This is a genomic window from Desertivirga brevis (genome assembly GCF_017355835.1).
This window is the reverse complement of the sequence record NZ_JAFEWF010000001.1, coordinates 41,249-66,518: the sequence shown is the minus strand read 5'-3', so window position 1 is coordinate 66,518 and position 25,270 is coordinate 41,249. Positions and strand designations below refer to the sequence as shown.

The 25,270-nt window shown below is 39.8% G+C and carries 15 protein-coding genes; 11 read left to right on the top strand and 4 right to left on the bottom strand.

Features of this window, described 5'->3' with window-relative positions; genetic code table 11:
- Nucleotides 1-140: 140 nt before the first annotated feature.
- From J4N25_RS00285 to J4N25_RS00275, 3 genes are all read right to left on the bottom strand, one after another.
- Nucleotides 141-4,283 (bottom strand): hybrid sensor histidine kinase/response regulator transcription factor, encoded by a 4,143-nt coding sequence (locus J4N25_RS00285; protein ID WP_207420115.1) that lies wholly within the window; start codon nt 4,281-4,283, stop codon nt 141-143.
- A gap of 480 nt (nt 4,284-4,763) precedes the next feature.
- Nucleotides 4,764-5,411, bottom strand: a complete 648-nt coding sequence (locus J4N25_RS00280; RefSeq protein WP_207420114.1) for an LURP-one-related family protein — start codon at nt 5,409-5,411, stop codon at nt 4,764-4,766.
- 441 nt (nt 5,412-5,852) lie between these two features.
- Nucleotides 5,853-6,902, bottom strand: coding sequence for a helix-turn-helix domain-containing protein (locus J4N25_RS00275; protein WP_207420113.1), 1,050 nt, complete (start codon nt 6,900-6,902; stop codon nt 5,853-5,855).
- A 387-nt stretch (nt 6,903-7,289) separates the two neighbouring features.
- On the opposite strand from J4N25_RS00275, the gene J4N25_RS00270 reads away from it, so the two are divergent.
- The 4 genes from J4N25_RS00270 (at nt 7,290) to J4N25_RS00255 (ending at nt 12,460) form a co-directional block, all read left to right on the top strand.
- A complete protein-coding gene (locus tag J4N25_RS00270) occupies nt 7,290-8,447 on the top strand; it encodes a zinc-dependent alcohol dehydrogenase (RefSeq protein ID WP_207420112.1) in 1,158 nt (385 codons plus the stop codon).
- Between the two features lie 24 nt (nt 8,448-8,471).
- Entirely contained in the window at nt 8,472-9,698 is a 1,227-nt protein-coding gene (locus J4N25_RS00265) for a PQQ-dependent sugar dehydrogenase (protein ID WP_207420111.1), read from the top strand.
- 403 nt (nt 9,699-10,101) lie between these two features.
- On the top strand, nt 10,102-11,967 hold the full coding sequence (locus J4N25_RS00260) for a hypothetical protein (RefSeq protein WP_207420110.1): 1,866 nt from the start codon (nt 10,102-10,104) through the stop codon (nt 11,965-11,967).
- On the top strand, nt 11,957-12,460 hold the full coding sequence (locus J4N25_RS00255) for a hypothetical protein (protein WP_207420109.1): 504 nt from the start codon (nt 11,957-11,959) through the stop codon (nt 12,458-12,460). Before J4N25_RS00260 ends, J4N25_RS00255 begins: the two co-directional genes overlap by 11 nt.
- On the opposite strand, the gene J4N25_RS00250 is transcribed toward J4N25_RS00255, so the two are convergent.
- On the bottom strand, nt 12,393-12,767 hold the full coding sequence (locus J4N25_RS00250; RefSeq protein ID WP_207420108.1) for a SpoIIAA family protein: 375 nt from the start codon (nt 12,765-12,767) through the stop codon (nt 12,393-12,395). The two genes, J4N25_RS00255 and J4N25_RS00250, sit on opposite strands and share 68 nt — an antisense overlap.
- 158 nt (nt 12,768-12,925) lie before the next feature.
- Between J4N25_RS00250 and J4N25_RS00245 the strand changes: the two genes are divergently transcribed.
- From J4N25_RS00245 to J4N25_RS00215, 7 genes are all read left to right on the top strand, one after another.
- A complete protein-coding gene (locus J4N25_RS00245) occupies nt 12,926-14,569 on the top strand; it encodes a tetratricopeptide repeat protein (RefSeq protein WP_207420107.1) in 1,644 nt (547 codons plus the stop codon).
- Between the two features lie 204 nt (nt 14,570-14,773).
- A complete protein-coding gene (locus tag J4N25_RS00240) occupies nt 14,774-17,482 on the top strand; it encodes a TonB-dependent receptor (RefSeq protein ID WP_207420106.1) in 2,709 nt (902 codons plus the stop codon).
- Between the two features lie 20 nt (nt 17,483-17,502).
- The gene (locus J4N25_RS00235) at nt 17,503-18,531 is read left to right on the top strand and encodes a hypothetical protein (protein ID WP_207420105.1); all 1,029 of its coding nucleotides are present in this window, start codon (nt 17,503-17,505) and stop codon (nt 18,529-18,531) included.
- A 21-nt stretch (nt 18,532-18,552) separates the two neighbouring features.
- Entirely contained in the window at nt 18,553-19,629 is a 1,077-nt protein-coding gene (locus J4N25_RS00230; RefSeq protein ID WP_207420104.1) for a phytase, read from the top strand.
- Nucleotides 19,630-19,833: 204 nt separating this feature from the next.
- Complete coding sequence (locus J4N25_RS00225; protein ID WP_207420103.1) at nt 19,834-23,568, top strand: hybrid sensor histidine kinase/response regulator transcription factor; 3,735 nt, start codon at nt 19,834-19,836, stop codon at nt 23,566-23,568.
- A gap of 145 nt (nt 23,569-23,713) precedes the next feature.
- Entirely contained in the window at nt 23,714-23,977 is a 264-nt protein-coding gene (locus tag J4N25_RS00220; protein ID WP_207420102.1) for a GntR family transcriptional regulator, read from the top strand.
- 149 nt (nt 23,978-24,126) lie between these two features.
- Entirely contained in the window at nt 24,127-25,221 is a 1,095-nt protein-coding gene (locus J4N25_RS00215) for a GAF domain-containing protein (RefSeq protein ID WP_207420101.1), read from the top strand.
- Nucleotides 25,222-25,270: the final 49 nt, after the last annotated feature.

The window sequence follows — 25,270 nt, the reverse complement described above, 5'->3', positions numbered from 1 at the left end:
CTTCAAATCTTAGTACCTGCTGTTAGGCAGATACACAATCACAGATCTTCAGTTAAGAACAGTACAAAAAAGCATTTAACTAAAGCAGGAGGAAGGGTTCAGATTTCCGCTTTTAGGGGTAGAAAAATATTTTTGGGGTATTAACCTTCTTCGGGACTAAACTGCTGAATATACTCGGAGGGTGATAAGTTATATTGTTTCTTAAACTCCTTGCTGAAATACTTACGATCATTAAATCCTACAGAGTAGGCTACTTCTGCAATTCCAATTTTATTTTGCTGGAGGAGCATAGCTGCGCGCTTTAGCCGGATAGATTTGATAAAATCGCCTATGGAAATACCGGTAAGAGCTTGTACTTTTTTGTAGAGAACAGTTTTACTCATTCCTATTTCATCTACCAGGTCGGCGACTCCGAATTCTGCGCTTTCCATATTCTTCTCCACTATTTCCATCAATCTTTGAAGGAATTTTTCTTCAGGTGATTCTACTGTAAAATTTTGCGGCTGAAGTATAAGCTGTGAGGAGTATTTGAGACGTAAAGCATCCTTCGATGCCAGTATATTACGTACTTGTAATTGCAGGATCTGTACTGAAAATGGTTTGGTTATATAAGCGTCAGCACCCTTATCAAAGCCATGAACCTGATGAATATAAGCTGTACGCGCAGTAAGCAATAACACAGGAATGTGACTTGTACGTTCGTCATTTTTTACTCTGCGGCAAAAGTCAAGACCATCCATTTTCGGCATCATAACGTCACTAACAATAAGATCAGGAATATTCTCAAATGCAGCAGAAAGTCCCTCCACACCATCAGCACTTTCAAGGATATGATATTGTGAATTAAGTGCATCTTTGATAAACTGTCTTACATCTTCATTATCCTCTACTACCAGCACTGTATGCCGTTTTTCAACTGGTACTTTCACATCATCTTCAATCCATTCTGTTATCGCCGATTGTACCTGATACAAATCTGCATTATCACTATTCATATAGGCGGGAACAAGTACTTCGTTCTCAAGGTGTTCTTTCCCAATTAGAAGTGTAACAGTAAAGCTTGTTTCGCCGGGCTTATCATTTTGCTGAAGACGACTTTTAACCTTTATGGAGCCTTTATGAAGTTCCATTATACTTTTAGACAGGGCAAGTCCTATGCCTGTTCCAATGCTAAAGTCGCGGCCTTCTACCTGGAAAAAGTTTTCGAAAAGCTTCTCATGAAACTCTTCAGGAATACCCTTTCCATTATCAGAAATAATGATATTCACCCATTCCCTTTCAACTTCTTTATGAACCTCCAGCTTTACGGTAATTTTCCCATTATCTGGTGTAAATTTAAAGGCGTTTGACAAAATATTGAATAACACCTTTTCCAACTGATCTTTATCAAAATAAACCTTGATAGGCTTGTCGATTGGGATAAGCATATAATGAATATTACGGGTGGCCGCCAAGCCTTTGAAAGACAAGAATATTTCTGCAACAAATTTCTGAATATCACACTCACTGAACTGCAGTTTCATATTGCCCGACTCTGCTTTTCTAAAGTCAAGTAGCTCGTTCACCAGGCGCATCAGTCTCTCGGCATTATTTCTTACAATATTCAGCTGGTTAAAAATCGAAGGACTATTCCTTAAACTTCCTAATGCCTTTTCAAGTGGGCCAACGATAAGCGTTAAGGGAGTCCTGATTTCGTGAGAGATATTCGTAAAAAAATCGAGCTTCTGCTGGTATAGCTCCTTCTGACGCTCGTTTTCGCGATGTTCAAAATAAAGGTTCCGCTCCAGATCCGAGCGGATTTTAAGGAACCGCAGGATTACGGTGGCAACAATCGTAATTGTTATCAGGTAAAGTAGATAAGCCCACCATGTACGCCACAAAGGCGGCAATACTTTTATTTTCAGGACGGTGGGTTCATTATTCCAAATTCCGTCGTTATTGGCGGCCTTTACCTTGAAGGTATAGGTCCCTGGCTCCAGATTGGTGTAATTTGCAGTATTATTTGTACCCGAATAATTCCAGTCATCATTTCTTTTTAATCCTTCCAACTTATAGGCATAGCGATTATTAGCTGGATTTACATAATTCAAAGCAGCAAAGCGAAGGGTTATAAAGCCCTGGTCGTACTCTAATGTAATATCAGAAGTTTCGGATATTGAATGCTCAAGAACTTGATTCTCGTCACCGATGTTTACCTTCTTATTTTTAATTAGAAGATCAGTAAGGACCACTAAAGGTTTGTAATTATTTTTGAGGATCTTTTCGGGATGAAAGGATGTTAGTCCGTTAATACCCCCAAAAAACAGCTTCCCATCTTTTGTTTTAATTGCCGCGTTGGTCAGAAATTGATTACTTGCTAATCCATCATTTGCGGTATACTGAGTTACCTCAACATTCTTCCTGGAAAAGGGCACGACAAACTTATTGAAGTGTATTTTAAATAAGCCATCATCGGTACTCACCCAGATATTCTTTGAATTATCTTCTATAATTGAATGGACGACATTATCACTTAAACCAAGGCCTTGATTGATGGAATAAAAAGACTCTGAGGCTGGGTCGAAGTAATTTAATCCGCCGCCTTCCGTCCCAATCCATAAGCGTTGATTTCGATCACGAAATAGACAAAGGACAGTACTATGACTAAGAGAGCGCTCCTTCGCTTTCCGGTAACGGCGAGTGAACTTTTGCTGCCTCACATCAAAATAACTTAATCCACCTTGGGTACCAACCCATAAATTCCCTTTAGCGTCTTTTAATAGTGCAGTTACAAAGTTATCTGCGATGGAGTACCTGTCTTCGGATTTCTGAAAGGTTATTACAGTACCGTCGTGCGCTCTAAAACGTAAGCCCGAGCCGTTTGTACCGGCCCATACGCCCTCTCGGTCGGGCAAAACGAAATTAACAAGACTACCACTTAACTTAGCTCCCTCTACTGGAAATGAAAAATACTTCGTTTCCTTGCTTTCCTTATTGAATAAAGCCAATCCATCGAGAGTACCAACCCAAATGTTCCCTTTACCATCTTCTGCTAAAGTTTTGATATAATTGCTTGAGCGGTTCGGATACATTTTTATGGAATAGCTACGACTTTCTCCTTTCTTAGGATTAACATAGTTAAGGCCTCCGCTATGTGTTCCTGTCCAAAAACCTCCATCTCCTGACGGAATGATTGCATTAACTACACTATTGCTTAACCCGATACCTGGGCCTAATTTTTCTCCGATATTTTGAAAGTTTGCATTTAATGGATTGTAAATATTCAGCCCGCCGGCGAAAGTACCTACCCAGATACTTCCTGCATCATCGGCAAGAAAACTCCAGATAGTATTATCACTTAAACTCTTTGTGTTAAAAGGGCTATGATGGTGATTGCTGAATGTGTTCTTTAAAGGATCGAATATACTCAATCCTGCTCTGGTGCCTATCCAGATCTTATTATCCTGTAATGGAAGTAAACCTTTGATCCAGTTGGAGGCCAGGCCTACCCCCTGATCGCTTTGCTGGTATTGAATAAGAGATCTACCTTCTTTATCGTATTTAAAGAGCCCCGAGCTTTCCGTTCCGAACCACATATTTCCGCTCTTGTCTTGAGTGATGACGAGGACTTTCGCGTTAGACAACGCTTCATTTTTCCTTAGAACTTCTGGCAGCATAAGCACCTTCTTTGTTGCAGGATCAAACGTTTGTACCCCTTTTCTTGTACCTGCCCAAATTTGCTTTTGCTTACCCTTAAATAAGGTGAAAACGACCCCGGAATATAGATCCTTCTGAAAACGAAAAGATTCAACATCCGAAACGGTGAAACGAGTTGGGTCTGCTAGCTTTACTCCGCCAAAAGATCCTACCCAAATATTTCCCATTTCATCCCTTATAACCGAGGAAATGTAATTAGCGCCTCCTTTGACTTGCTTTTGGATTCCAACAGCTCTGAAAGTCTCGTTTCTTTTATCATAAATGTTTAAACCATGTGAGGTACCAACCCAAAGCCTTTCTTCATTGTCCTGGCAAATGGCGTTCACGCGGTTATTACTAAGACTGCTGCTGTCATTATCCTTGTGACTAAATGTTTTAAACTCATAGCCATCATAGCGGATCAATCCTTTCCAGTTACCAATCCAGATAAAACCTTTACTGTCTTTGAAAATAGTAGAAATAGGGCTTTGAGCGAGGCCCTCTCTAAAGGAGATATGTTTAAACTGAATGTCTTGTGAAAATCCTGCAAGGTTAGATAATAGTAGAAACAATACAGGACAAGCAAATAACTTAACAATCAGTCTCATCAAAATCGGCTCAACTTGGTCAGAAATGAAAGTCTAAATTAGTCGATTTCTTTGAATTAATATTAAGTAATTTCCAAATCAATTATGTGGGCAATTTTTAAAATTCACAACAATTAGGTTTCTTGTAAGAGCATTTCATTGAGACTTTACGTAAATGGAAGAAGCTCAAAATACCGGAGGACGCAATTGGCGTGGTAGTTTATTTTAATACTCCAGAGAAAGCAAGTTTACAAATTTCATAGCATTACCTTAATTTTGAGCTAATAATGACCATCCATATTTGCATTACATAATCGTTCTTTTTATTAATGATCAGAAAGGGCATTCAGCCCTTTTTCAGTTTGCTTATTTTGTATGCAAGCTAATTTTAGTTGCCATCGAGACAATATACATAGCCAAATGCGTGTAACGCAATTTATTTAAGTTCAGGAAATATCAAGTTTGATTTCCTGAACTTTCCTGAGGAGGAAGCGTAATAATCTACCCTCTCCTTCTTTCCAACAAAACCATCATCATAAGACCAAGAATTATGCGTTCACTTTGAGCGGGCTCTAGATCTTCCAATTTATCCAACCTGAATTTCCTTCCGAAAAATGAAGATTCTTTGGATAGGCGGGCAACTAACACTCCTTTTTCATTAGCAACCGTGTACTTAGGATGAAAGAAATATCCTGTGAACAGTCCCAAAAATGGAACCTCCGAAAGTAGGGCATCAAAAACTTTAGCCCAGGGATTTTCCTCACGTACATTAAACTCAGAAACCTTGCTGGCATCAAATATTTGGTAACTGGCTTTCCATAGGGATTTCATACCTTTTCTCCCAACACTTCCTAATGGAATGTCATTTCCATCCGAAAAGGAATAGCTTGCATTAAAGTCAATCCACTTATCCGCGTTAATTTGGTAAAGTAGCTCGGTTTTGCTTTCATCAGAATAGATCATTATCGCGTCTTTGAATTTGAACATCTTTTGACGGACAAATGCAATTGTGCGGCCTGAAGCATCTGTGGCTATAAAATCATTGGCAAAGGTTCCTATCTTAAACTGGAATGAAACAGGGTACTCAATCTTTGAAATATTGATACTTGCACTGAATGGCTTGTGTAAGATTTGGTTATCGTCTATCATACATTATATTTTTAGCTAAATATATAAAGATTTCGATAAGAAAAACCTCCGGCTCATATCATTTCAGAAACTTCATGTGAAAGTATCCTTGAATTGAGGCGGAGGCATAGGTAGCTGCAGGGCTGCACGTCATAAGACTTATTGTCTTGACCCTTTTGTTTTTTTTAATTTTATGTTGAATTAGTTTGAGCGCATCGCTTTCACGGTAGATGTAAGCTTGCTTAATTCATGGTAGATATTTATTATATTATTATAAGTTAAAAGCATTAATTATTTTAAGAGAGACAAGTCCATAACAGGCATTTTAGTAAATTGTTTTAGATAGATTGTTCCCCTTGGTCACTGAACAAAGATGAAACAAAGGCAGCTCATGGCTTAGTTAGATAAGACATTTAAGTAGTTAGAAAAGACTTTATTTAACTATTGCCCTGAAGATCAACCTTAAAGATTAGAAGGATTGTATCCGTAATGCTTCTTAAACGCAGCCCGAAAGTTGCTTTGGTTGTCATATCCCATCATCAGAGCTACTTCCTTTACAGTGCGTCCTTCATTAAGAAGTTCTGTGGCAGCCTTCATTTGTTTATCCTGATAATACTGAAACATAGTAACGCCGTACGTGGCTTTGAAGATCGTTTTTAACTTTGTCGGACTTATACTTACAGCAGCGGCAATGGTATCTATTCCTGGAAACCGTTGCGTAACCGAATCGGTAATTAGTTTCTCTGCCTTCGCTAACAACCTCCTGTCTGCCTCGGTTGTAGTCATAGCATTAGAATAATTGCTTTTTGAAACTTTTGCAAGGAAACTTGCAATAAGCTGAAGACACACAATACTTAGCTGAATATTGCCAAGGCTTTCATTTTCCGAGCGCAAATAATTCAACAAATTGTTTGTAAGATTATTTCCTTCCGGAATGATATCGGCCCAAGTCTTAAATGTATTATTCGAATCAATAAACTTTTTAAAGCTGCTGAACTCGCTGTCTTTATCCCAGCGGATATTTTTTTTCAGCCATTCCTCATTGAAAGCGATGTTAATAAAAACACCGCTGTCTCCTGGATTGAAATAGCTATTTACTTCCGTACCCGGCTTAGAAATTGACCAACCTTGTTTTGGAATAGTGAGGCCATTTATTGTAATTCCCCTGGTCCTGCTACTATATCTGAAGTGATTAAGAAAATAGTAATCGCATCCCCCCTTATCTTTTAATGCTTTGGTTGCAACGTGTTTTTTAAACGTGATTTCCGATACTAAAACCCAGAGGCCGTCGGAAATTTTACGATAGTAAAAGGTTCCCTCTGAGAAGATACTCTTAGTTTGAATGGTGTTGTTAGATGGGTCGTGTTTTGTGAAAGGAACCCGCTTAAGGGACTCGATCATGAGCTCGGGAGAATTGGACAAATATGGTAATTCAAAATATCCATCCCGATAAAACAACAGATATTTTCTAAATTTTTTGAACCAGTTATTAATTCGCGTTTGAAAACTCATTAAAAATTGGATTGGTGAAGGTGACGAATAAATTGATCAGCATTTTCTTACTACGGGCTGAAATTATAAAGAATAAACGATGTTTAAACATTTGTTTGAGAAGAAAGCAAAAAAAGCAAAAAATCAGAAAAGCATTATGGTTCCAGTTAAGTGTAATAAAAAAGTTTCAATGTGTAGCTGGCCCTTCCCCAACAGGCCTTCTATTACCAGTGATTGTGAGTGAGACGATCTCATTATTTTCTTAAATCCAATTATATTAAAGCACATAGGATTCTTAATAAGAAGCCATACAATACTACCCTGCAACAAAGACCACAGATTAAAATTAATCAGAACTACACTGACTATCACCTGTTAAAGCATTACATCTAAAAGAAAAAATTTACTATGAAAGCAGCAGTATTTCACAAACCTGGAGATATCAGGGTTGAAACAGTCGACGACCCTCGTATTGAAGATCCGGGAGATGTGATCCTGAAAGTAACTTCCACGGCTATTTGTGGGTCTGATCTCCATATTTATGATGGTGGTATTCCGCAGGTTAAAGATATGATCGTGGGCCATGAGTTTATGGGCATTGTTGAAGAGGTGGGGTCAGCAGTAACACGTCTTAAAAAAGGAGATCGAGTGGTTGTTCCCTTCCCTATTGCCTGTGGTCAGTGCTTTTTTTGTACTCATGGGGCCTCTCCGCATTGCGAGAACTCAAATTATGAATATTACGGTCCTGAAGGAGACCTAATGGACGGAAAAGGCGGTGCCCTTTTTGGGTATACAGATTTGTATGGGGGTTATTCAGGTGGACAAGCCGAATACGTAAGAGTGCCATATGCTGATATTAGTCCCAGGATTGTTCCTGATAACATGACCGACGATCAAGTACTTTTCCTAACCGATATATTTCCTACTGGATGGTCTGCAATTGACTGGGCGCAAATGAAAGGCGGCGAAGTTGTTGCTATTTTCGGTTCTGGCCCGGTAGGATTAATGGCTCAGAAAGCAGCCTGGATTAAAGGAGCCAGCCGTGTAATTGCCATCGATCCTCTAAACTACCGGTTGGAAAAAGCCCGTGCAGTAAACAATGTAGAAACAATAAACCCTCATGATGTGGATCCTATCCAGGCTATTCGCGAAATGACCGGAGGCCGGGGCGCGGATGTTTGTGTAGACGCGGTAGGCTTTGAAGCTGAGCGTACCATCTTCGAGAAATTCAAAGCGACCATAAACTTTGAAAAAGGAACCAGCAAAGTAATTGAGAACTGCTTTAAAGCAGTAAGACGCGGAGGCACAGTTACTATAGTTGGTGTTTATGGAACTCCTTTTGACAATTTCCCAGTTCATCGGATGTTCGACAAGGGAATTAGCATAAAGCAGGGACAAGCACCGGTTCTGAACTATATTGACGAACTAATTGAATTGGTTAAAGAAGGAAAAGTTGTGCTTGACGATATTATTACCCACAAGCTACCTCTTAGTGAAGCATCTCATGCATATGACATCTTTAAAAAGAAAGAAGACGATTGCGTTAAGGTAGTATTGAACCCCTGATTACACTTTTAAAAAATATCTAACATGAAAACAAATTTAATCCGTGCATTCGGAGTGATACTCCTGCTTACAAGCGCGGTTTACAGCTGTAAAAAAGATGGCGACAGCTTCTGGGATACTATTGTTCCTGAAACAGAAGAAGAAACAACTTCAGCCCAGATTAGCGGTTATGTATTTCGTCCGGCCCTTGTTAAGGCGACTGCCGAAAACGTTAGTCGGCTGAAAGTACCGGCAGGCTTCAAAGTAGCCAAATTTGCCGAACAATTAGGTAAACCACGAATCCTTGTGGTTAATAGCAATGGCACAGTCTATGCCTCCGACCGTGAAGCTGGGCTTGTATTAATGCTAAAAGACAATAATAATGATGGTATTGCGGAGGTGAAACAGATTGTAGCAACCATAAAACAAGCGCATGGACTAGCAATACGTAATAACAAAATGTATATAGCTGCTGTAAGAGAAGTTTATACTGCAAATATCAATGCTGACGGAACTTTAGGGCAACCTCAAATGATCATCAGCAACCTTCCCGACGGAGGACAACATCCGAACCGTACCTTAGGATTCGGTCCCGATGGGATGATGTACATTACAGTCGGAAGTACTTGTAATTCCTGTGATGAGCCTAATGAAATGAATGCTACGATTGTAAGAGCTAATGCTGATGGCAGTAATATGAGCATTTATGCCAAGGGACTGAGAAATACCATTGGGTTTGGCTGGCACCCGGAAACTAATGAATTCTGGGGTATGGATCATGGTATTGATTGGTTAGGCGACAATGAACAGAAAGAGGAAGTTAACCTTATCAAGCAGAACGCATTCTATGGTTGGCCTTACATCTATGATGAAGGAAAGTATAATCCTGGTACTCAACCTCCTCCGGGAGATGCTACATTCCAACAGTATTTAGCCATGACCACTTTACCATCGCTTAGTTATGATGCTCACGCAGCTCCTATGCAAATGGTATTTTATACTTCATCTGCGTTTCCAGCAGAATACAGAAATGATGCATTTGTTACTATGAGGGGCTCGTGGAACAGAAGTAAACCTGTTGGATATAAAGTGGTGAGACTTCATTTTGAAAATGGAAAGCCGGTAAGGTTTGACGACTTCCTAACGGGCTTTCTTGTAGATAACAATCGTGCTCATTTTGGTAGACTGGTAGGACTAGCTGTTCACACAGATGGATCCTTGCTAGTGGGTGATGATACCAATGGCGTTATTTATAGAGTAAGCCGGCAATAAATCCTTAAAAGTAACAAGCCCCCGGTGCCCGGGGGCTTTTAGTGATTTCCTCTCTTTATCTGTTGGAGTTTATTCATAAAGCTAATAGAGTCTCCTCCCTAACCCTTTCCTTTATACCTTAGCAGGAACAGAAACTAATGCTTCCTTTAATTTCCGGATAAATACCTATTTCAAGACTTTCTTAAACTACATGAGAATAAGCGAGTTATAAGGCAAACACTTTATCTATGAAAACTATACCAAAAGCAGGCTTGCTTGATTTAACTCATTCTTTATCGAAAGATGGTTATCCCTTTATGTTGAAGCAGTGTAAAAGCCGCAGCTGGATATATTTAAGGTAGAGTTATTCAATAAAAGAGTATTAGGTGGTGTATTGAACAAGGAGTTTTGACACTCGATAACTATGAAAACAAAAAGTGAAAAGCTGTGGATGGGCCTGGGAATTGGAGCAATACTTGCCGGGCTTCTTGCTGTAGCTCTATGGCTTTTCTTTTCTACTGATAATCAGGATGTCCCCATTGCAAAAAAAATAAAACAGAGACTTATCGAAAAAACTTCGCCGAGAATTAAGGAAGCTTTAGAAGATAAGATCAAGGATATGGTGGTAGAAGCAAGCGACAGTCTTTACAGGATTAGTTACACCACGTTCAAAATAAATATGGATTCTGGGTATGTCGACCTTAAGGATCTAAGACTCATCCCAGATCAAAAGGTGCTCAAGCGCCTTATTGCTCAAAAAAAAGCCCCTAATAATGTCTCAAGCGTGGTAGTACCTGAAATGCGACTAAAAGGAATTGGGTTTACTGAAACAGATAAAGGACGCCATTTTGCAGTAAACAGTATTTATGCCCGAAATCCATCGGTTATAATAAACAATAGGATTCGTTCCTATAATAATAAACCCTCCGATCCATCAGCTTTATACAAGGCCTTCCGCCTGATTTTTAATAGGATGGCTGTCAAAAACATGACGATCAGCAGCCTGGACTTTAAATACAATAATCGCAACAGAGGCACAACGGATTATTTGAGAAACATGGATATAGTGATAAATGGCATGAAGACCAGCCCGGCCAAAAACGATATTGGAAAAGGAAGGACGAATATAACAATGGACTATTTCCGTTTGACCACGCCCGACAAATTTTACAACATCATTTCACACAATGTATCCTTGCTTCCCGCAAATAAAACTCTACTCATTGGCCATGTTTCAGTTATGCCACGATACAGTAAGGCGAGCTTCCATAGAGTAGCAGGTTTTGCAAAAGATCGCTATCATTGGGAATTTGATAGAATTACATGGACCGGAATTGATGTAGATCAGTTCATCAAAACACAACAATTGTTTGTTGACAAGCAAACCATAGCAAAGTCATGGATGGAGATTTATTCCAATTATAACTACCCGCTGAAAGAAAAGAACAGACGAAACGCCTATCCTCAGGAGAAGTTCCAGACTATTGCATTTGATCTTACTTTCCGTAAAACGAAGATAATAAAGGGAGATATTTATTACAGGATCCTTGCCCGGGAAACAGACAGTGTTTCGACGCTGGCTTTAACTCAAGCAACTACAGAAATAGATAATCTAACCAACCACAGCCTGACTAAAGAACGAAAACCAACAATACAAGTACATTCTAAAATGAAAGTTATGAATGCGGGGGTGATGGAATCATGGTATACATTTAATTTAAAAGACCCTGCTGCGGGCTTCACATCCTATTCAATTCTTGGCCCAATGGATGCCAGGGCTTTTAACATCTTGTCTAGACCTCTAGGTAAAATAGAGGTACGAAAAGGTCGTATTGATAAACTGGAGACTTACCTTAAAATGAATGAGTACACAGGCACTGGGGTAGTTAACTTTTATTATTCGGATATGAAGATTGCTTTTTTAGAAAAGGACAGAGGTAAGGATACTCTTGATAAAAAAGGCTTTCTATCCTTTGTGTCTAATGCCGTACTACCTAACGATAATCCCCGAAAAAATGGAGAGTTTAAAAAAGGGATTGTTAACGTGAAGCGTGAAGCCTGGCAATCGTTCTTCAAAATTCAGTTTGATGCTACTGTTGATGGGTTGTCTTCGGCGATGATGGGCGTATACCAGAAAGATAAAGGTGCAGACAAAAACATACTGCTTAAGGCTGCAAAAGCAATAGCCGGGCCGGATCGTGAGGATAAGGAGACTCGCAGGAAAGAACGGAAGGAAAAACGAGAGGAACGCAAAAAAGAACGATTGAATAAGGAGGCAGATGAAAATTAGAAGGACCTTATTAACCAGTACAGTCGCAACATCTATAATGACTGCTTTTAGTTACCTTATTTCATCTCTGAAAAAGGAAAACTACCGGGAACCAGAGTTGCTGGCTGGAATTGTAGACCATTTGGTGGTGAAGGATAAGCGCCAGCAAAGGCTAACAGCAGATGGGTGGCTAATTCATTATACCATGGGAGCCGTGTGGTCGCCAATTCAGCTTTACGTTCTAAAACATAAGGACACAAAAGCAAATTACGTGCATGCTGCTGCCTTTGGTGTATTCGGCGGAATTACTGGTTCTATAATTTGGGAGTTATCTTTCCGTGCAGCATGTTATCGACCAAAAATTAACAAGAGGGCTTTCTACCTGCACCTTGTGCTGGCACATGTGGTTTACAGTATTTCTTTATGGAAACTACGAAGCAGAGAAGTTAAACCTCCGCCGGACCAGAAACCCATTCTTTTGCCTTATCAAATTCAGACAAAGGATAACTTTTAATAACTCCAGGAACAAGAAGGCTTAAAGTTTCATAAGCAGTCCTAAGCCATTTTTCGTCGCTAACAATTGCCATCCTCTTCCACTTACTAAAGTGTTGAAAGCTAATCTTAAGGTACTCTAGAAATGCACCAATACTGTAGTTGTCCATATCGGTTTCAAGAAGCACTATGAAATTTAACTTTCCATATTTTTCGGCCACCTCATTAACGCGTGACATCACTATGCTTTCGTACTCTTCTTTACTAACTGATCCTACTGCTCTGTAAGCAGCTACATGATCTGGAAAATCCATCAATAATTCAACCATAGTAGCGTTTTAAGTTACGTGATTATTTATCCCCACTGCCCTTCTTCTTAATACAGATTATAGAATCCCTTGTTTTGAATAAACACCAGCTAACACTAGCATAATCTTTATTTAACCTCCAGGCTATACTTTTGTGCTTCCATGATGAAGCATTCACAATGAGTTTAAGTCGCCTTAACAAATCCATTTTCTATCTTATTGCATTTTGCTTGCTGCCGGCATCCTTGGTCTTCGGGCAAGGACGGTATGACAAGAAACTTCAACAAACTCAGATGCTGATCAATCAGAGTCCTGATGTTGCATACCTTAAAATTAAAAGTCTGTTACAGGAGGCTTTGAACAAAGACGACACTTACACCGTCGGGGCGTGCTACAGGCAAATCGGCGAAATCTTTTACCATCAAGCCGCATTTTCCCAGGCGCTGGATAACTATTACAAAGCCGACGCTCTTTTTAGAAAGAAAAAATATGACCGGGAAACTGCAGAGAATCTCAATAAGATCGGTAACACCTATTATTACACCCACCAATACGATGTAGCATTAAAGATATTCAAAGAGGCTCTCGATATTTATAACCGGATCAGGGATAAGATAGGAATTGCTGAATCTATGGGTCTTATTGGACAAGCATATGAGAAAAGCGGGGATCATAATAGGGCATTTGATTTTCAAAACAAGGCCTTAGAACAATATAAGAAAGCACAGGCACAGGCTGGAATTGCCAAGATACACGAAAATATAGGGAGTCTCTACGAGGATAAAATGCGACTCGATTCGGCCCTGAAGCATTTTAAGCTCGCTTTGCTATATAACAGTAATCAAGGTGATAAAATGGCCCAGATAGAGGTTTTGAATAACCTGGGTGACGTTTACCGTAAAAGCGCCGATTACCGTCAGGCCTTACTTTACACCCACAAAGCTGCAGATCTAGCTACAAGGATGAAAGAACACTATCAGTTGGCAAGCGCTTATCGAGATCTTTCAAAAACCTACAACCTAATGGGTAGGAATGATAGCGCCTATTATTATAGTGACGCGGGAAGAGAGATATACCAAACGATTTTTTCAGAGGACAATAAAAATCAACAGATGGTTCTTCAGACCTTATTCGAAATAGAACAGAAGGACAATGCAATAGCACAATTCCAGAACGACAAGCAACTGAACCTCCTTATCATCTTTTCCACTATCCTGATCTCCATATTATTAGTTTGCCTTGGTATAAGTGTGATTAGCAGGCAGCGACTGAAGATTAAAAATGAACAACAACTTAATGAACAGAACCGGGTGTTATACGAAAGTCAGAAGAAGTCGCTTGAGTTTGATCTTCGAAGTAAGCACCTTAAGGAAGAAAGTCTTAAAGGCGAGTTGGAACTAAAGAGCAAAGAACTTACCAGTCACACGCTGCACCTTATTAAAAAGAACCAACTGCTTGATGAGTTAAAGGACAAACTTAACGCGATGATCAAGGATGACAAGAGGGATCAACGCAAAGAATTAAAACAGGTGATCAATCTGATTAACCAGAATAACAACCAGGATAAGAACTGGGAAGATTTCAGGATCGTTTTCGAGCGTGTACATGAGAACTTCTTCGATCGGCTAAAAAAACATTCCAACGCTCTTACATCCTCTGATTATCGTTTGGTGGCCCTTCTTAAAATGAATCTTAACTCTGCAGACATTGCAACAATGCTTGGAATATCGCAAGACAGCCTTAGAATTGCTCGTTACCGTTTGCGGAAAAAGTTAAACCTTGAGGAAGGAGAAAACCTAAGTGCCTTCCTTCAGAACCTCTAAACATTAAAGCTAACACATGGTTAACAAAAGGATAATGGCAAAAGAAAACACCATAACACTCTGTCTTTCAATAGAAAGAAAGACAAAAACACGTGTTTGTTGCCTTCCTGTTAACGCACTTCGAGGCCTTGTTTCCTTTTTGTAACGCCTGAAAATTGCCAGGAAAATAGAGCTACCTAATCTTTGCTGCACAATTAAAATCATATGTACTTCAAATCATTTTTAATTTCTGTTCCAATCTTAATGCTGGGTTCTTTGGCAATGGCCCAACGTGGCGTAGTTAAAGGAAGAATAACAGAACGCGAAAGTATGCATCCCCTTGCTGGTGCTACTGTTGTGCTTAGTGGCAGCAATCAGGGAACAACTAGTAACCTTCGTGGAGAATATGAACTGTTCACCACTTCCGGAACCGTTAGCTTATCTATTCGCTATCTTGGGTACCGTGACACGACTATCCAGGTTCAATTGAAGGATAAGGAAGTTAAGGTAGTTAATATCTCCCTGGCCAATCTACAGCATCAATTAAGAAACGTGGCTGTGAATGGGTACACACAAGGACAAGCAAAGGCCCTCAACCAACAAAAAAATGCCGACAACATTAAAAATATTGTAGCTGCAGATCAGATTGGGCGTTTCCCTGATCCTAATGCAGCTGAAGCTCTACAACGTGTTCCTGGAATAACACTCGAAAGAGATCAGGGGGAAGGCCGCTACGTTGCTGTTCGCGGTCTGGCACCTCAATTCACTAATACCAGTATCAACGGGGAACAAATTCCTTCTCCTGAGGCCGATGTTCGCTTCGTTGCTTTGGATGCGATCCCTTCAGACCAATTAGCTTCGGTAGAGGTATCAAAAGCCTTAACACCGGATATGGACGGAGATGCCATAGGAGGCTCAATCAACCTTATTACCCGCTCTGCACAAACAAGCAAACCAGAAATAGTAGGTTCGATAGGTAGTGGGTATAATAACCTGATGCAAAAAGGTAACCTGCAGGGGCAATTACAGTACGGGCAGCGTCTTGGAAAGAATCAGAAGTTCGGTGTAATGGTGAATGGTAATTATTATCATAACGACCTTGGTTCAGACAACGTAGAGAGGGCAATTGCAGATAACGAGGTGGAGCTAAGAGATTATGAATTGACGCGTACCCGGCTGGGTTTAAGCTCTACGCTCGACTATAAATTCAATAACAAACATGAAATATATTTCAAATCGCTTTATTCTCGCTTTACTGACAGGGAGTGGCGTAGAAGATATGTGTTCATTCCTGAAGATGAGGAAATTGAAAAGCTTACAAAAGATCGTTTTGAAGCTCAATCTGTTGCCTCACTAAATGCAGGTGCTAAGCATACTTTCAGCCGTTTCTTTTTGGACTATGAGGCACAATACAGCTATGGTGAACAACATACCCCTTACGACAACGAAGCATCTTTTGTGGCTGGTATCCCAAGCAACTTAAGCTTTACAAATCCCAGGTATCCCAGTATTGTTGCGGCAAACTATACAGATAATTCATCCTACGAATTTGACGAGATCGGCTTCGGAAATACCCTTGCAAAGGATAAAAATCTTACTGCAAAATTTAACTTCGGCCTCCCCTACAAGTTGAATGAAAGTACAGGACTAATTAAGTTTGGAGCCAAGATCAGGTCAAAATCAAAAAGTTATAGGATCAAACAAAATACCTTTGGCAATTTGGGGGGAGTTCCTAATCTTGATGCATTTACTGGAGATCCGGTTAAAGACGAGTTTCTTTCAGGAAAATACGATCTTGGACGTCCTCTTGCCATTAATTCCCTGATAAATTATTACAATGCTAATCCGGCAAATTTTGAACTTGAAATAGAAGACAAGGCAATTGATGAAGCTCTGGAAGCTTTCTCTGCAGAAGAAGATGTAACGGCGGCCTATTTTATGGCAAGGCAGCAGATCAAAAAGCTGATGGTACTTGCCGGTGTTCGTTACGAACAAACCAGGGTAAGATATAATTCAAGCGATGTATTGATTGATGAGGCAGGCGATCTTGAGGATATCGTACCAGTATCGGGAAAAAGCAATTATGACTTCTTGCTTCCGCAGTTTCACTTGAAATACGAGTTAAATAAGTTCAGTAACCTGCGTGCTGCCCTTACTTGGTCATATGCCCGACCTAATTTCTCTGAGATCATTCCTTCTCAGGAGATCAACCGCGAAGATAGGATTGCAAATGTTGGTAATGCCGCACTAAAACCAGTGGGTGCAGTTAATTATGATCTTATGGCTGAGCACTACTTTGGATCTGTAGGGATAGTATCAGCGGGGGTATTCCACAAGTCGTTAAACGATTTTATTTATCGCAAAGTATTGTTCAATTCTCCCTATCCACTAACAGGAACACCATCGATCTCTGCAATTGATATTATACAAGCGCAAAATGGTAACAAAGCCAAGCTTACCGGATTTGAATTGGCTTTCCAAAGGAGGCTTAATTTTGTTCCCGCATTAAAAGATTTCAGCGTATACCTGAACTATACCTATACTAACTCTAAAGCTACTATTCAGAGTCGCAGCGCTAATGCTGAATCGGCTAATGTTACAGAAGAAATACGCCTACCCGGTCAAGCCGAAAGTGTAGGGAATGGATCTTTAGCATACGAGCGAAAGAAGCTTAACCTACGTGCTTCTATTAACCTGAATGGTAGTAGGTTGTCGGAGGTTGGCGGAACAAAAAATGAAGATATCTATGTAAAAAGCAGGATACAAGTGGATGCTAGTGCGAGTTATGCGTTTACCAGACAAATACGCCTTTTTGGTGAATTCCTAAACCTTACCAATGCACCATTTGAAATGTATCAGGGGAATAAATCCCAACTAATTCAAAGAGAATACTACTCCTACTGGTCGCGTTTTGGCGTGAAGTTTAATTTCTAACCCTATCCTATTAATTTAAAATGAAAAAGATCAATTATCTGGCATGCGCCATGTTGTTGGCATGTTCAGCCTGTGATAAACAAAACGACAATCTTGTTAGTCCCCTTGTGGAAGGCGACTTTCCTCAGATCCTTTTACTTTCGGACGAGGGGGATGGAGGTCTTGAAGACGAAGATAAATTCAGCTTTAAAATAACCTTGGCTGACCGTGTAGACCCCGATCGCGAAGAGTTAGGCGGAAAAGTAATTCCGTTGAAAGAAGATGTAACTGTATCTTTCGAGGTTACCGACTTAAAGGGTTTTAATACCCTCTCCTCTTATATTAAGGATGCAAAAGCTTTTTATGAGATAGACGACTGTACAACCTCTGAAGATCAGGATATTGACCTTAAACTTGTTTTTGATAAGAACACGGGAAAAGGCAGTGTAACCTTCCCCGCCGGAGTAGAGGAAATAGAAGTTGAGTTTGAAACAGACGAGGAACTTTTCGACGACAAAGTTTTTAACACTAATTCACGAGGCTTAGAAATCAAATTAAGCGGTTTAAAGGCTGGAAATGAGAAAGTAGTGGTTAATACCTCTAATACTTTTGAATATAAAGTACTGGATGATGAAGGTATTTATGGTGGATATGAGCTGGACATTAAAGACCCGGCAGAGTTTCAAAAATTCCTAAGCCTTTTCGGGCTGGTTAACGAAGATATTCGCAAGCTATCAGTAAACGATGTTAAGGAAATTGAGATCGAATTTGAATACGGCGAGCTGAAAGCTGTTGTGGTACTAAAGGAAACTGAAGAAGTTGACGATTGCGGCGAGAAAGAAATTAAAAATAAAGAAATTGAAATAGAGGCCGACCTTGAGGAAATTGAAGATGATAAACTGGAGGGCGACCTTGAACTTGAGGGTGAAGTGGAACAGGAGAATGGCCAGGAAAAAGAGTTTAGCTACAAAGGCTCATTCAAATTGGTAGGGAAAGTCCTTACTCTTACCCTTAAGGGCGAATACGATGACATAGAAACCGAAGAAGTAAGCCTCAAACTTGAAAAGTAGCAAGGAATAATCCATTAAAGAATGTTCGATTTAAAACCATATAAAATATCAGCGGCTGCATTGACTCTTGCTTTTTTCACGTCCTGTTCAAACGGAAAGCTTGGACAGAGCCCTGTTAGCCCCCCTACATCATCCCAGGTAATAAAGCCATTATATATAACAGAACCAGTTGAGTTCGATACCGACGACCCGGCAATATGGGTAAATTCAAAAAAGCCTGGCGAATCGCTGGTAATAGGAACCGATAAAAATGAAAACGGTGGCCTGTATGTGTTTGATCTTAAGGGTAAAATTGTTCCGGAAAAAACGGTAAAAGGTTTAAAAAGACCTAACAACGTCGACATTGCTTACGGTTTAAAGCTTGGAAACAGGAAGGTAGATATAGCAGTCGCGACCGAAAGAATGACCCATAATCTTCGCATCTTCTCTCTGCCCGACATGCAGCCGGTGGATAACGGAGGCATACCAGTCTTTGTTAATGAAAGCGAACCAGAATACAGAGACCTTATGGGTATTGCCCTATATAAAAATGCCTTTGGTAAAATCTATGCGATTGTTGGTAGGAAGACGGGGCCAAAAGACGGCTATCTGTGGCAATACTTGCTGGAAGACGACGGCAAAGGACAGGTGAAAGCCATATTGGTACGAAAGTTTGGTAAATATAGTGGTAAAAAAGAAATAGAAGCTATTGCGGTAGATAATGAACTAGGCTATGTATACTATTCAGACGAGCAGTTCGGTATTAGAAAGTATTTTGCTGACCCCAACAAAGGTAATGAGGAACTTGCTCTTTTTGGTACTGAGGGATATCGGGAAGATAATGAAGGTATCAGTATTTATAAAACCTCGAAAAGAAAAGGCTATATACTGGTATCAGATCAAAGCGCTAATGAATTCAAGGTTTATAGCCGGGAAGGTAGTGGCGGTAAGCATACTCATACGTTATTAAAATCCATTAAGGTATCTACCCTTTCAAGCGACGGATCGGATGTTGTGGCCGTACGGCTTAATGAAGATTTCAAACACGGATTGTTTGTGGCTATGAGTGATGATAAAACGTTTCAATTTTACAGGTGGGAAGATTTTGGGCTGAAGTAACTTAGAGGACGCCATAGCGAATTATAACCCAACGAGCTGTCTTTATAACGGGCAGCTCGTTGGGTTATAAACATGTTTAAAGAATAATTGGAAAACAGTATTAGTACAGAGTATATTTAGTGTCTGAAATGTATTAAAGGAGAAAATACTATCACAATTGAGAATGAAATAATAAAATTCATTCTTCAAGGCCATTATATTACAATGAAGGGGTTTAAGAGGCACTATTTTCCGTTTCTGTTCATTGCGCTTATATTGAGTAATGTTGGGCTTTTCGCACAACTTCCTAATTTAAAATTTCAAAATATTAGTACGCAAGAAGGCCTGCCGCAAAACACAGTTTTTGGAATTGCGGAGGATAAATATGGCTTCGTCTGGTTTGGAACGCTTGATGGACTTTGTCGCTACGATGGCTATCAGTTTAAAATCTATCGTTTTAATCCTGCCGATATAAATAGTGTCAATAGCAACCAGATAGATAACGTAATTAAAGACACAAAAGGCAATATTTGGGTGGCTACGCAAGCAGGTTACGAGCTTTGCCGGTATAATTACGAGAAAGATAACTTCGACAGGATAAGTACCAAAAGACTGCCCGAGGCCTTTGTAAATAGCTTTTCCCGCAGAATTTATGGAAGAATGGTCAAATACAACCTGGGGCATTATATTCTAAGACTAGAGAAATACACAAATCTTGTTCAGATCGATACAAAGACTAATCAGAAAAAATACTATTTTACTAATGCTACGGATCCCTGGGCACTTCGAGACCTGAACATATCTTACCTTTATAAAGGAGGGAACAACATTCTTTGGCTTGGCACTTTCAATAAGGGTATAAGCAAAGCAAATATCAAGGCTAAACCTTTCGAGTATTACTATCACGATCCGCAAGATCCCAATTCCATTGCAGATAATGTTGTAACTGCAATAGGCAAAGATTCAAAGGGAAACCTTTGGGTAGGAACCTACGACAAAGGCATCACTATCATTGGTGCAAAAGGAACAAGGCAACTAAGCTTGGGTAAGCCTGACAAAATTGGACTAAGCTTTAACCAAGTAAGATCTATTTTATGTGATAGTAGAGGTGATGTGTGGATTGGAAGCAGAAAAGGTTTGTTAAAGTACGATGGAAGGTCGGGCAAAACTCGTGGGTTTGAAAGTATTAACAGATATACACATACGGTATTCGGTCTTATTGAAGACAAGGACCGTAACATCTGGATAGCAACGCGACGTGAGGGGATTTTCAAATTTATTGTTTCAAGGGATACTCTAATCAAATATCATCATAAAAAGACCTTGAATACAAGAGACGCGAAGTGCATCTTACAAGACAATAGTGGTTTAATATGGGTAGGAACAGAAACTGGTGGAATTAGTGTTTTAAAGCCTGTTGGAGATACGGTAAAACTGGTAAACCGTTTTTTGGCATCTCTTAGCAAAAATAATGATCTTATAGATAATCATATTTACTCCTTGTACGAGGACAAGGACGGTGAAATATGGATAGGAACCGGGGGTGGTTTACAACGCTATTCACCCTCTTCGAAAAAATTCACACGATATTTTGAAGGCTCGGAATTAGAGGGAATTCTGATAGCGGCAATTACCGAAGATAGTAGTGGACGCCTTTGGATTAGCCACAAGAAAGGGATTACAAGGCTGGAGAAGAAAACCGGGGTATTTCGGACCTATTCGATACAGGATGGTTTACAGAGCAATGATTTTTCTGAGCAAGCTGTCTTCAGAAACAGCTCTGAGGGAATTCTTTATTTTGGATCTAACAACGGTGTAAATTACTTCAATCCCGATAAAGTCAGCACTGATCGCACCTTGCCAAGAACAGTTCTTACAGAACTGCAAATATTGGGACATCCGATTGAAATAAACCAGGAAGTGAACGGGCGGGTGATTCTTAGAAAACCTTTATACCTTACTGCAGAATTGCAACTTGGCTATAAAGACAAAAGCTTTTCTATTGAATTCGCAGGCCTGCATTATGCCAATCCTAACGGTAACAAATACGCTTATAAGCTAGATGGTTTTGACAAGGATTGGACCTATACTGATGCCAAAAGGCGTGTCGCTACTTATTCAAATCTCGATCCGGGGTCGTATACCTTTCAGGTAAAGTCATCCAATAGTGACGGTATTTGGAATGAAAAGCCTGTTCAACTCTCAATCATTATACAACCACCTTTTTGGGCAAGCAACATCGCCTACCTCTTCTATATTCTTCTTGCCGGTGGACTGATTTATATCTATCATCTCTATTCTTCTCGCTTCAATGCCTTACAAAATCAGGTGTTGATGAAAAGCAAAGAGCAGGAACTGGAGAAGCAAAAATTGCAGTTCTTTACAAACGTCTCGCATGAAGTAAAAACGCCCTTAACACTTATTCTTGCCCCACTGGAAAAACTACCTACCCTGGTCCATGACCCAGCTGCCTTTTCTGAACAATTGCGGATATTGAGAAGCAATGCAGAGAGATTACTAAGAATGGTAAATCAACTTCTAGACTTCAGACGGTTGGAAACAGGGAATACGACTCTTGACCTGCAACAGCATAATCTGGAGGTCTTAATAAAGCAATTGATAATATCCTTTGAACCACTTTTGAAGGAAAACAATAAGACAATTAGGCTTAACTCACCTCAGAACCCTATTGTATTGATTTATGATGAGGATAAGATCGAAAAAATATTTTCCAATCTTCTTTCGAACGCAATTAAGTTCGGAGCATCAAATACCATAATTGAAGTAGATCTCCAATCAGAAATCAGGGATGCTACAGAATTCGTTATTATAGCTGTGTCAAATATAGGAAGAGAAATTCCAGAGAGTGATAAGGAAGTGATTTTTGAGCCATTTAAACAAGGTAAATCAAGTATTACAGGGGGTACGGGACTTGGTCTTGCCTATTCCCGGGGACTAGTTGAACAACATCGTGGATCAATCACAGTAAGCTCAAGATCAATAGATTCAACCAAAGAATATAAAGAGCTATTTAAGACGACATTTACTGTGGCTATTCCTATGAATCTTGCTGCAACCGCTAATGACGAACAGCTAAGGGAAGAAAATGTACAGGTAACTCAACAAACATATCCCAGCGACCTTACTACTTCCCTATTTGATCCTGGTAACTCAAATCCTGCTTTAATTAATGGTGCCCGGCCGTTACTCCTGATCGTTGATGATAGTCCCGACTTGCGACATTACCTTAGTCAGCATTTCGAGCCCTTTTACGATATACAGGAAGCATCGAATGGTAAACAAGGGCTCGAACTTGCAGAAAAAAATATTCCTGACCTTGTGATTTCAGACGTGATGATGCCTGAAATGGATGGAAAAGAGTTTTGCGCACGAATTAAAACAAATCCCAAAACAGCCCATGTTCCGGTAATCTTACTTACTGCCAAAACACCTATTGAAAGTGAGATTGAAGGTTATGAAACAGGAGCCGATGATTACATAACCAAGCCTTTTAACCTGGCACATCTAACGGCCCGCGTAAAGAACCTGTTGCTGTCGAGGCTACACTTAAAAGAGAAGTACAGGAAACAGATCTCCTTAGAACCAACAAATGATGCTCCTGTTTCCTCTGACGACAAGCTCCTCCAAAACTTTCTCAAGCTAGTTGAAGAACGTATTGCTGACCCCGAATTAAATGTTGAAACTATTTGTAACAGCATTGGAATAAGTCGCTCCCAGTTGTATAGAAAGATTAAAACCCTTAGTGGTTTGAATGTGGCTGATCTGATAAAAGAGATTAGACTGAAAAGAGCAAAGCAATTACTAAGTGATCGTAAATTTAATGTAAACGAGGTAGCCTTTTTAGTCGGCTTCGCCAATGCAGATCATTTCAGAAGGTGCTTTAAAATGGAATTTGGATTATCCCCTTCCGAATACCAAAAAGACCAGATACGCCAGTAAATATGCGTGTAAAAGCCTCCGGAACGCTTTTTTTTCCTAAAATGAAACGTTAAGGATGGAAATTCAGGACGTATAGTACGGGTTAAATTTCCCTATCCTTCATACCTTCGGACATAATCAATTATTAAATTATTCATCAAAGCTTATGTCAGGCCTGTCGCTAAAACTGGATTCGGTTTCATCAAAGCCGCTTTATCAACAATTGGCTGTTCAACTAAAAAAAGGTATTAAACAAGGGAAATTTGAGCCGCATTTGCCCCTTCCATCAATTGTAGAACTGAGTCGTAGCTTAAGCATTTCTAAAGCTACCCCTATGAGGGCTTATACTCATCTGGCAAAGGAGGGACTTGTTAAATGGGAAAAGGGTAAAGGCTTCTTTATTCATCTGTCTATGGTACCATCGAGATAAATTGTTGTAGCGTTTTCAACAATATTTTTAATTCGCAAAAACTTCAGCCACAAATACTGAGAGTAAAATACCTATATCAAAACCAATCTTAAACTTTTTTATTTAAGAGATAGTATAAGGTATTCGATAGAAAATCAAATATCAGAGGTATGATCCAGGCTGAAAAAGAGCAAAATAGAATAGAACAGGTAAAACGGTTTGTTGATAGGGAATTCGAAGTAGAGCGTGAGCTTAACACGATTGTTCAACTTGCAGCAGAAGTTTGTAAGACCCCTACAGCTCTTATCACCTTCATTGATACGGATATTCAATATATCCGGTTTAAACAAGGTTTCGATTCGGATACAACCTCAAGACAAGATTCATTTTGTACTCATGTGGTTGACAATGGAGCATTCATGGTTGTTAAAGATGCACAAATGGATGAGCGGTTTGCCTTGAATCCTTTGGTAACAGGTAATCCTCACATCCGTTTTTATGCAGGAAGCCCTTTAACCACCTCGGAGGGATACCATCTTGGAAGCCTTTGTGTAATTGACCAGGCACCGGGAGAATTAAGCGACCTTCAGAAACGGACTTTAGAGATGCTTTCTAAGCAGGTAGTTTACCTGCTTGAATTGGACGAGAGTTTGAAGCTGATCCGGGAACAATTGGATGATGCAAAGAAGAAGGAAAACGAACTTCGCTCCTTTTTCGAAAGCTCTATTGATAATCACTTACTCTTATCAAGGGACTTTGAGATTCTGGCATTTAATAAAACTTGGGCAAGATTTGTAAAGGAGCTTAATGGAGAAATACCAGAAAAGGGAAGATCGATTACCTATTATTTTCCTGTGGAAAGTTTCAGTAAATTCTATATGGATTGTAGAAAGGCCTTGGGAGGAACGGCGGTATTTGATGAAGTCAATTTAGAGGTTGGCGGCAGTTATTTTTGGTACTTGCTTAAAATCGAACCGGCATTTACTACAGAAGGGGAAATATTCGGATTATCAGTTAATTTTTCAGATATAACCTCAAAAGTAAAGCACGAACACCTTTCTCGCCAAAAAAGTGAATCGCTAAATACTATTGCTTTTATTCAAGCTCATGAGCTCCGACGTCCGGTATCCTCAATCCTTGGAATAGTGTCGCTAATGAAAGAATCTAACGCTCTTCGAAAAACTGATGAATTAGGATTACTTGAGGCCGCAACTAAAGAGTTAGATACAAAGATCCACGAAATTTTAAGCCGCACGGATATATAGTTACGTTAAAGAAATTGTGCTGATCGCGCGATTCCTATAACTACTGAGA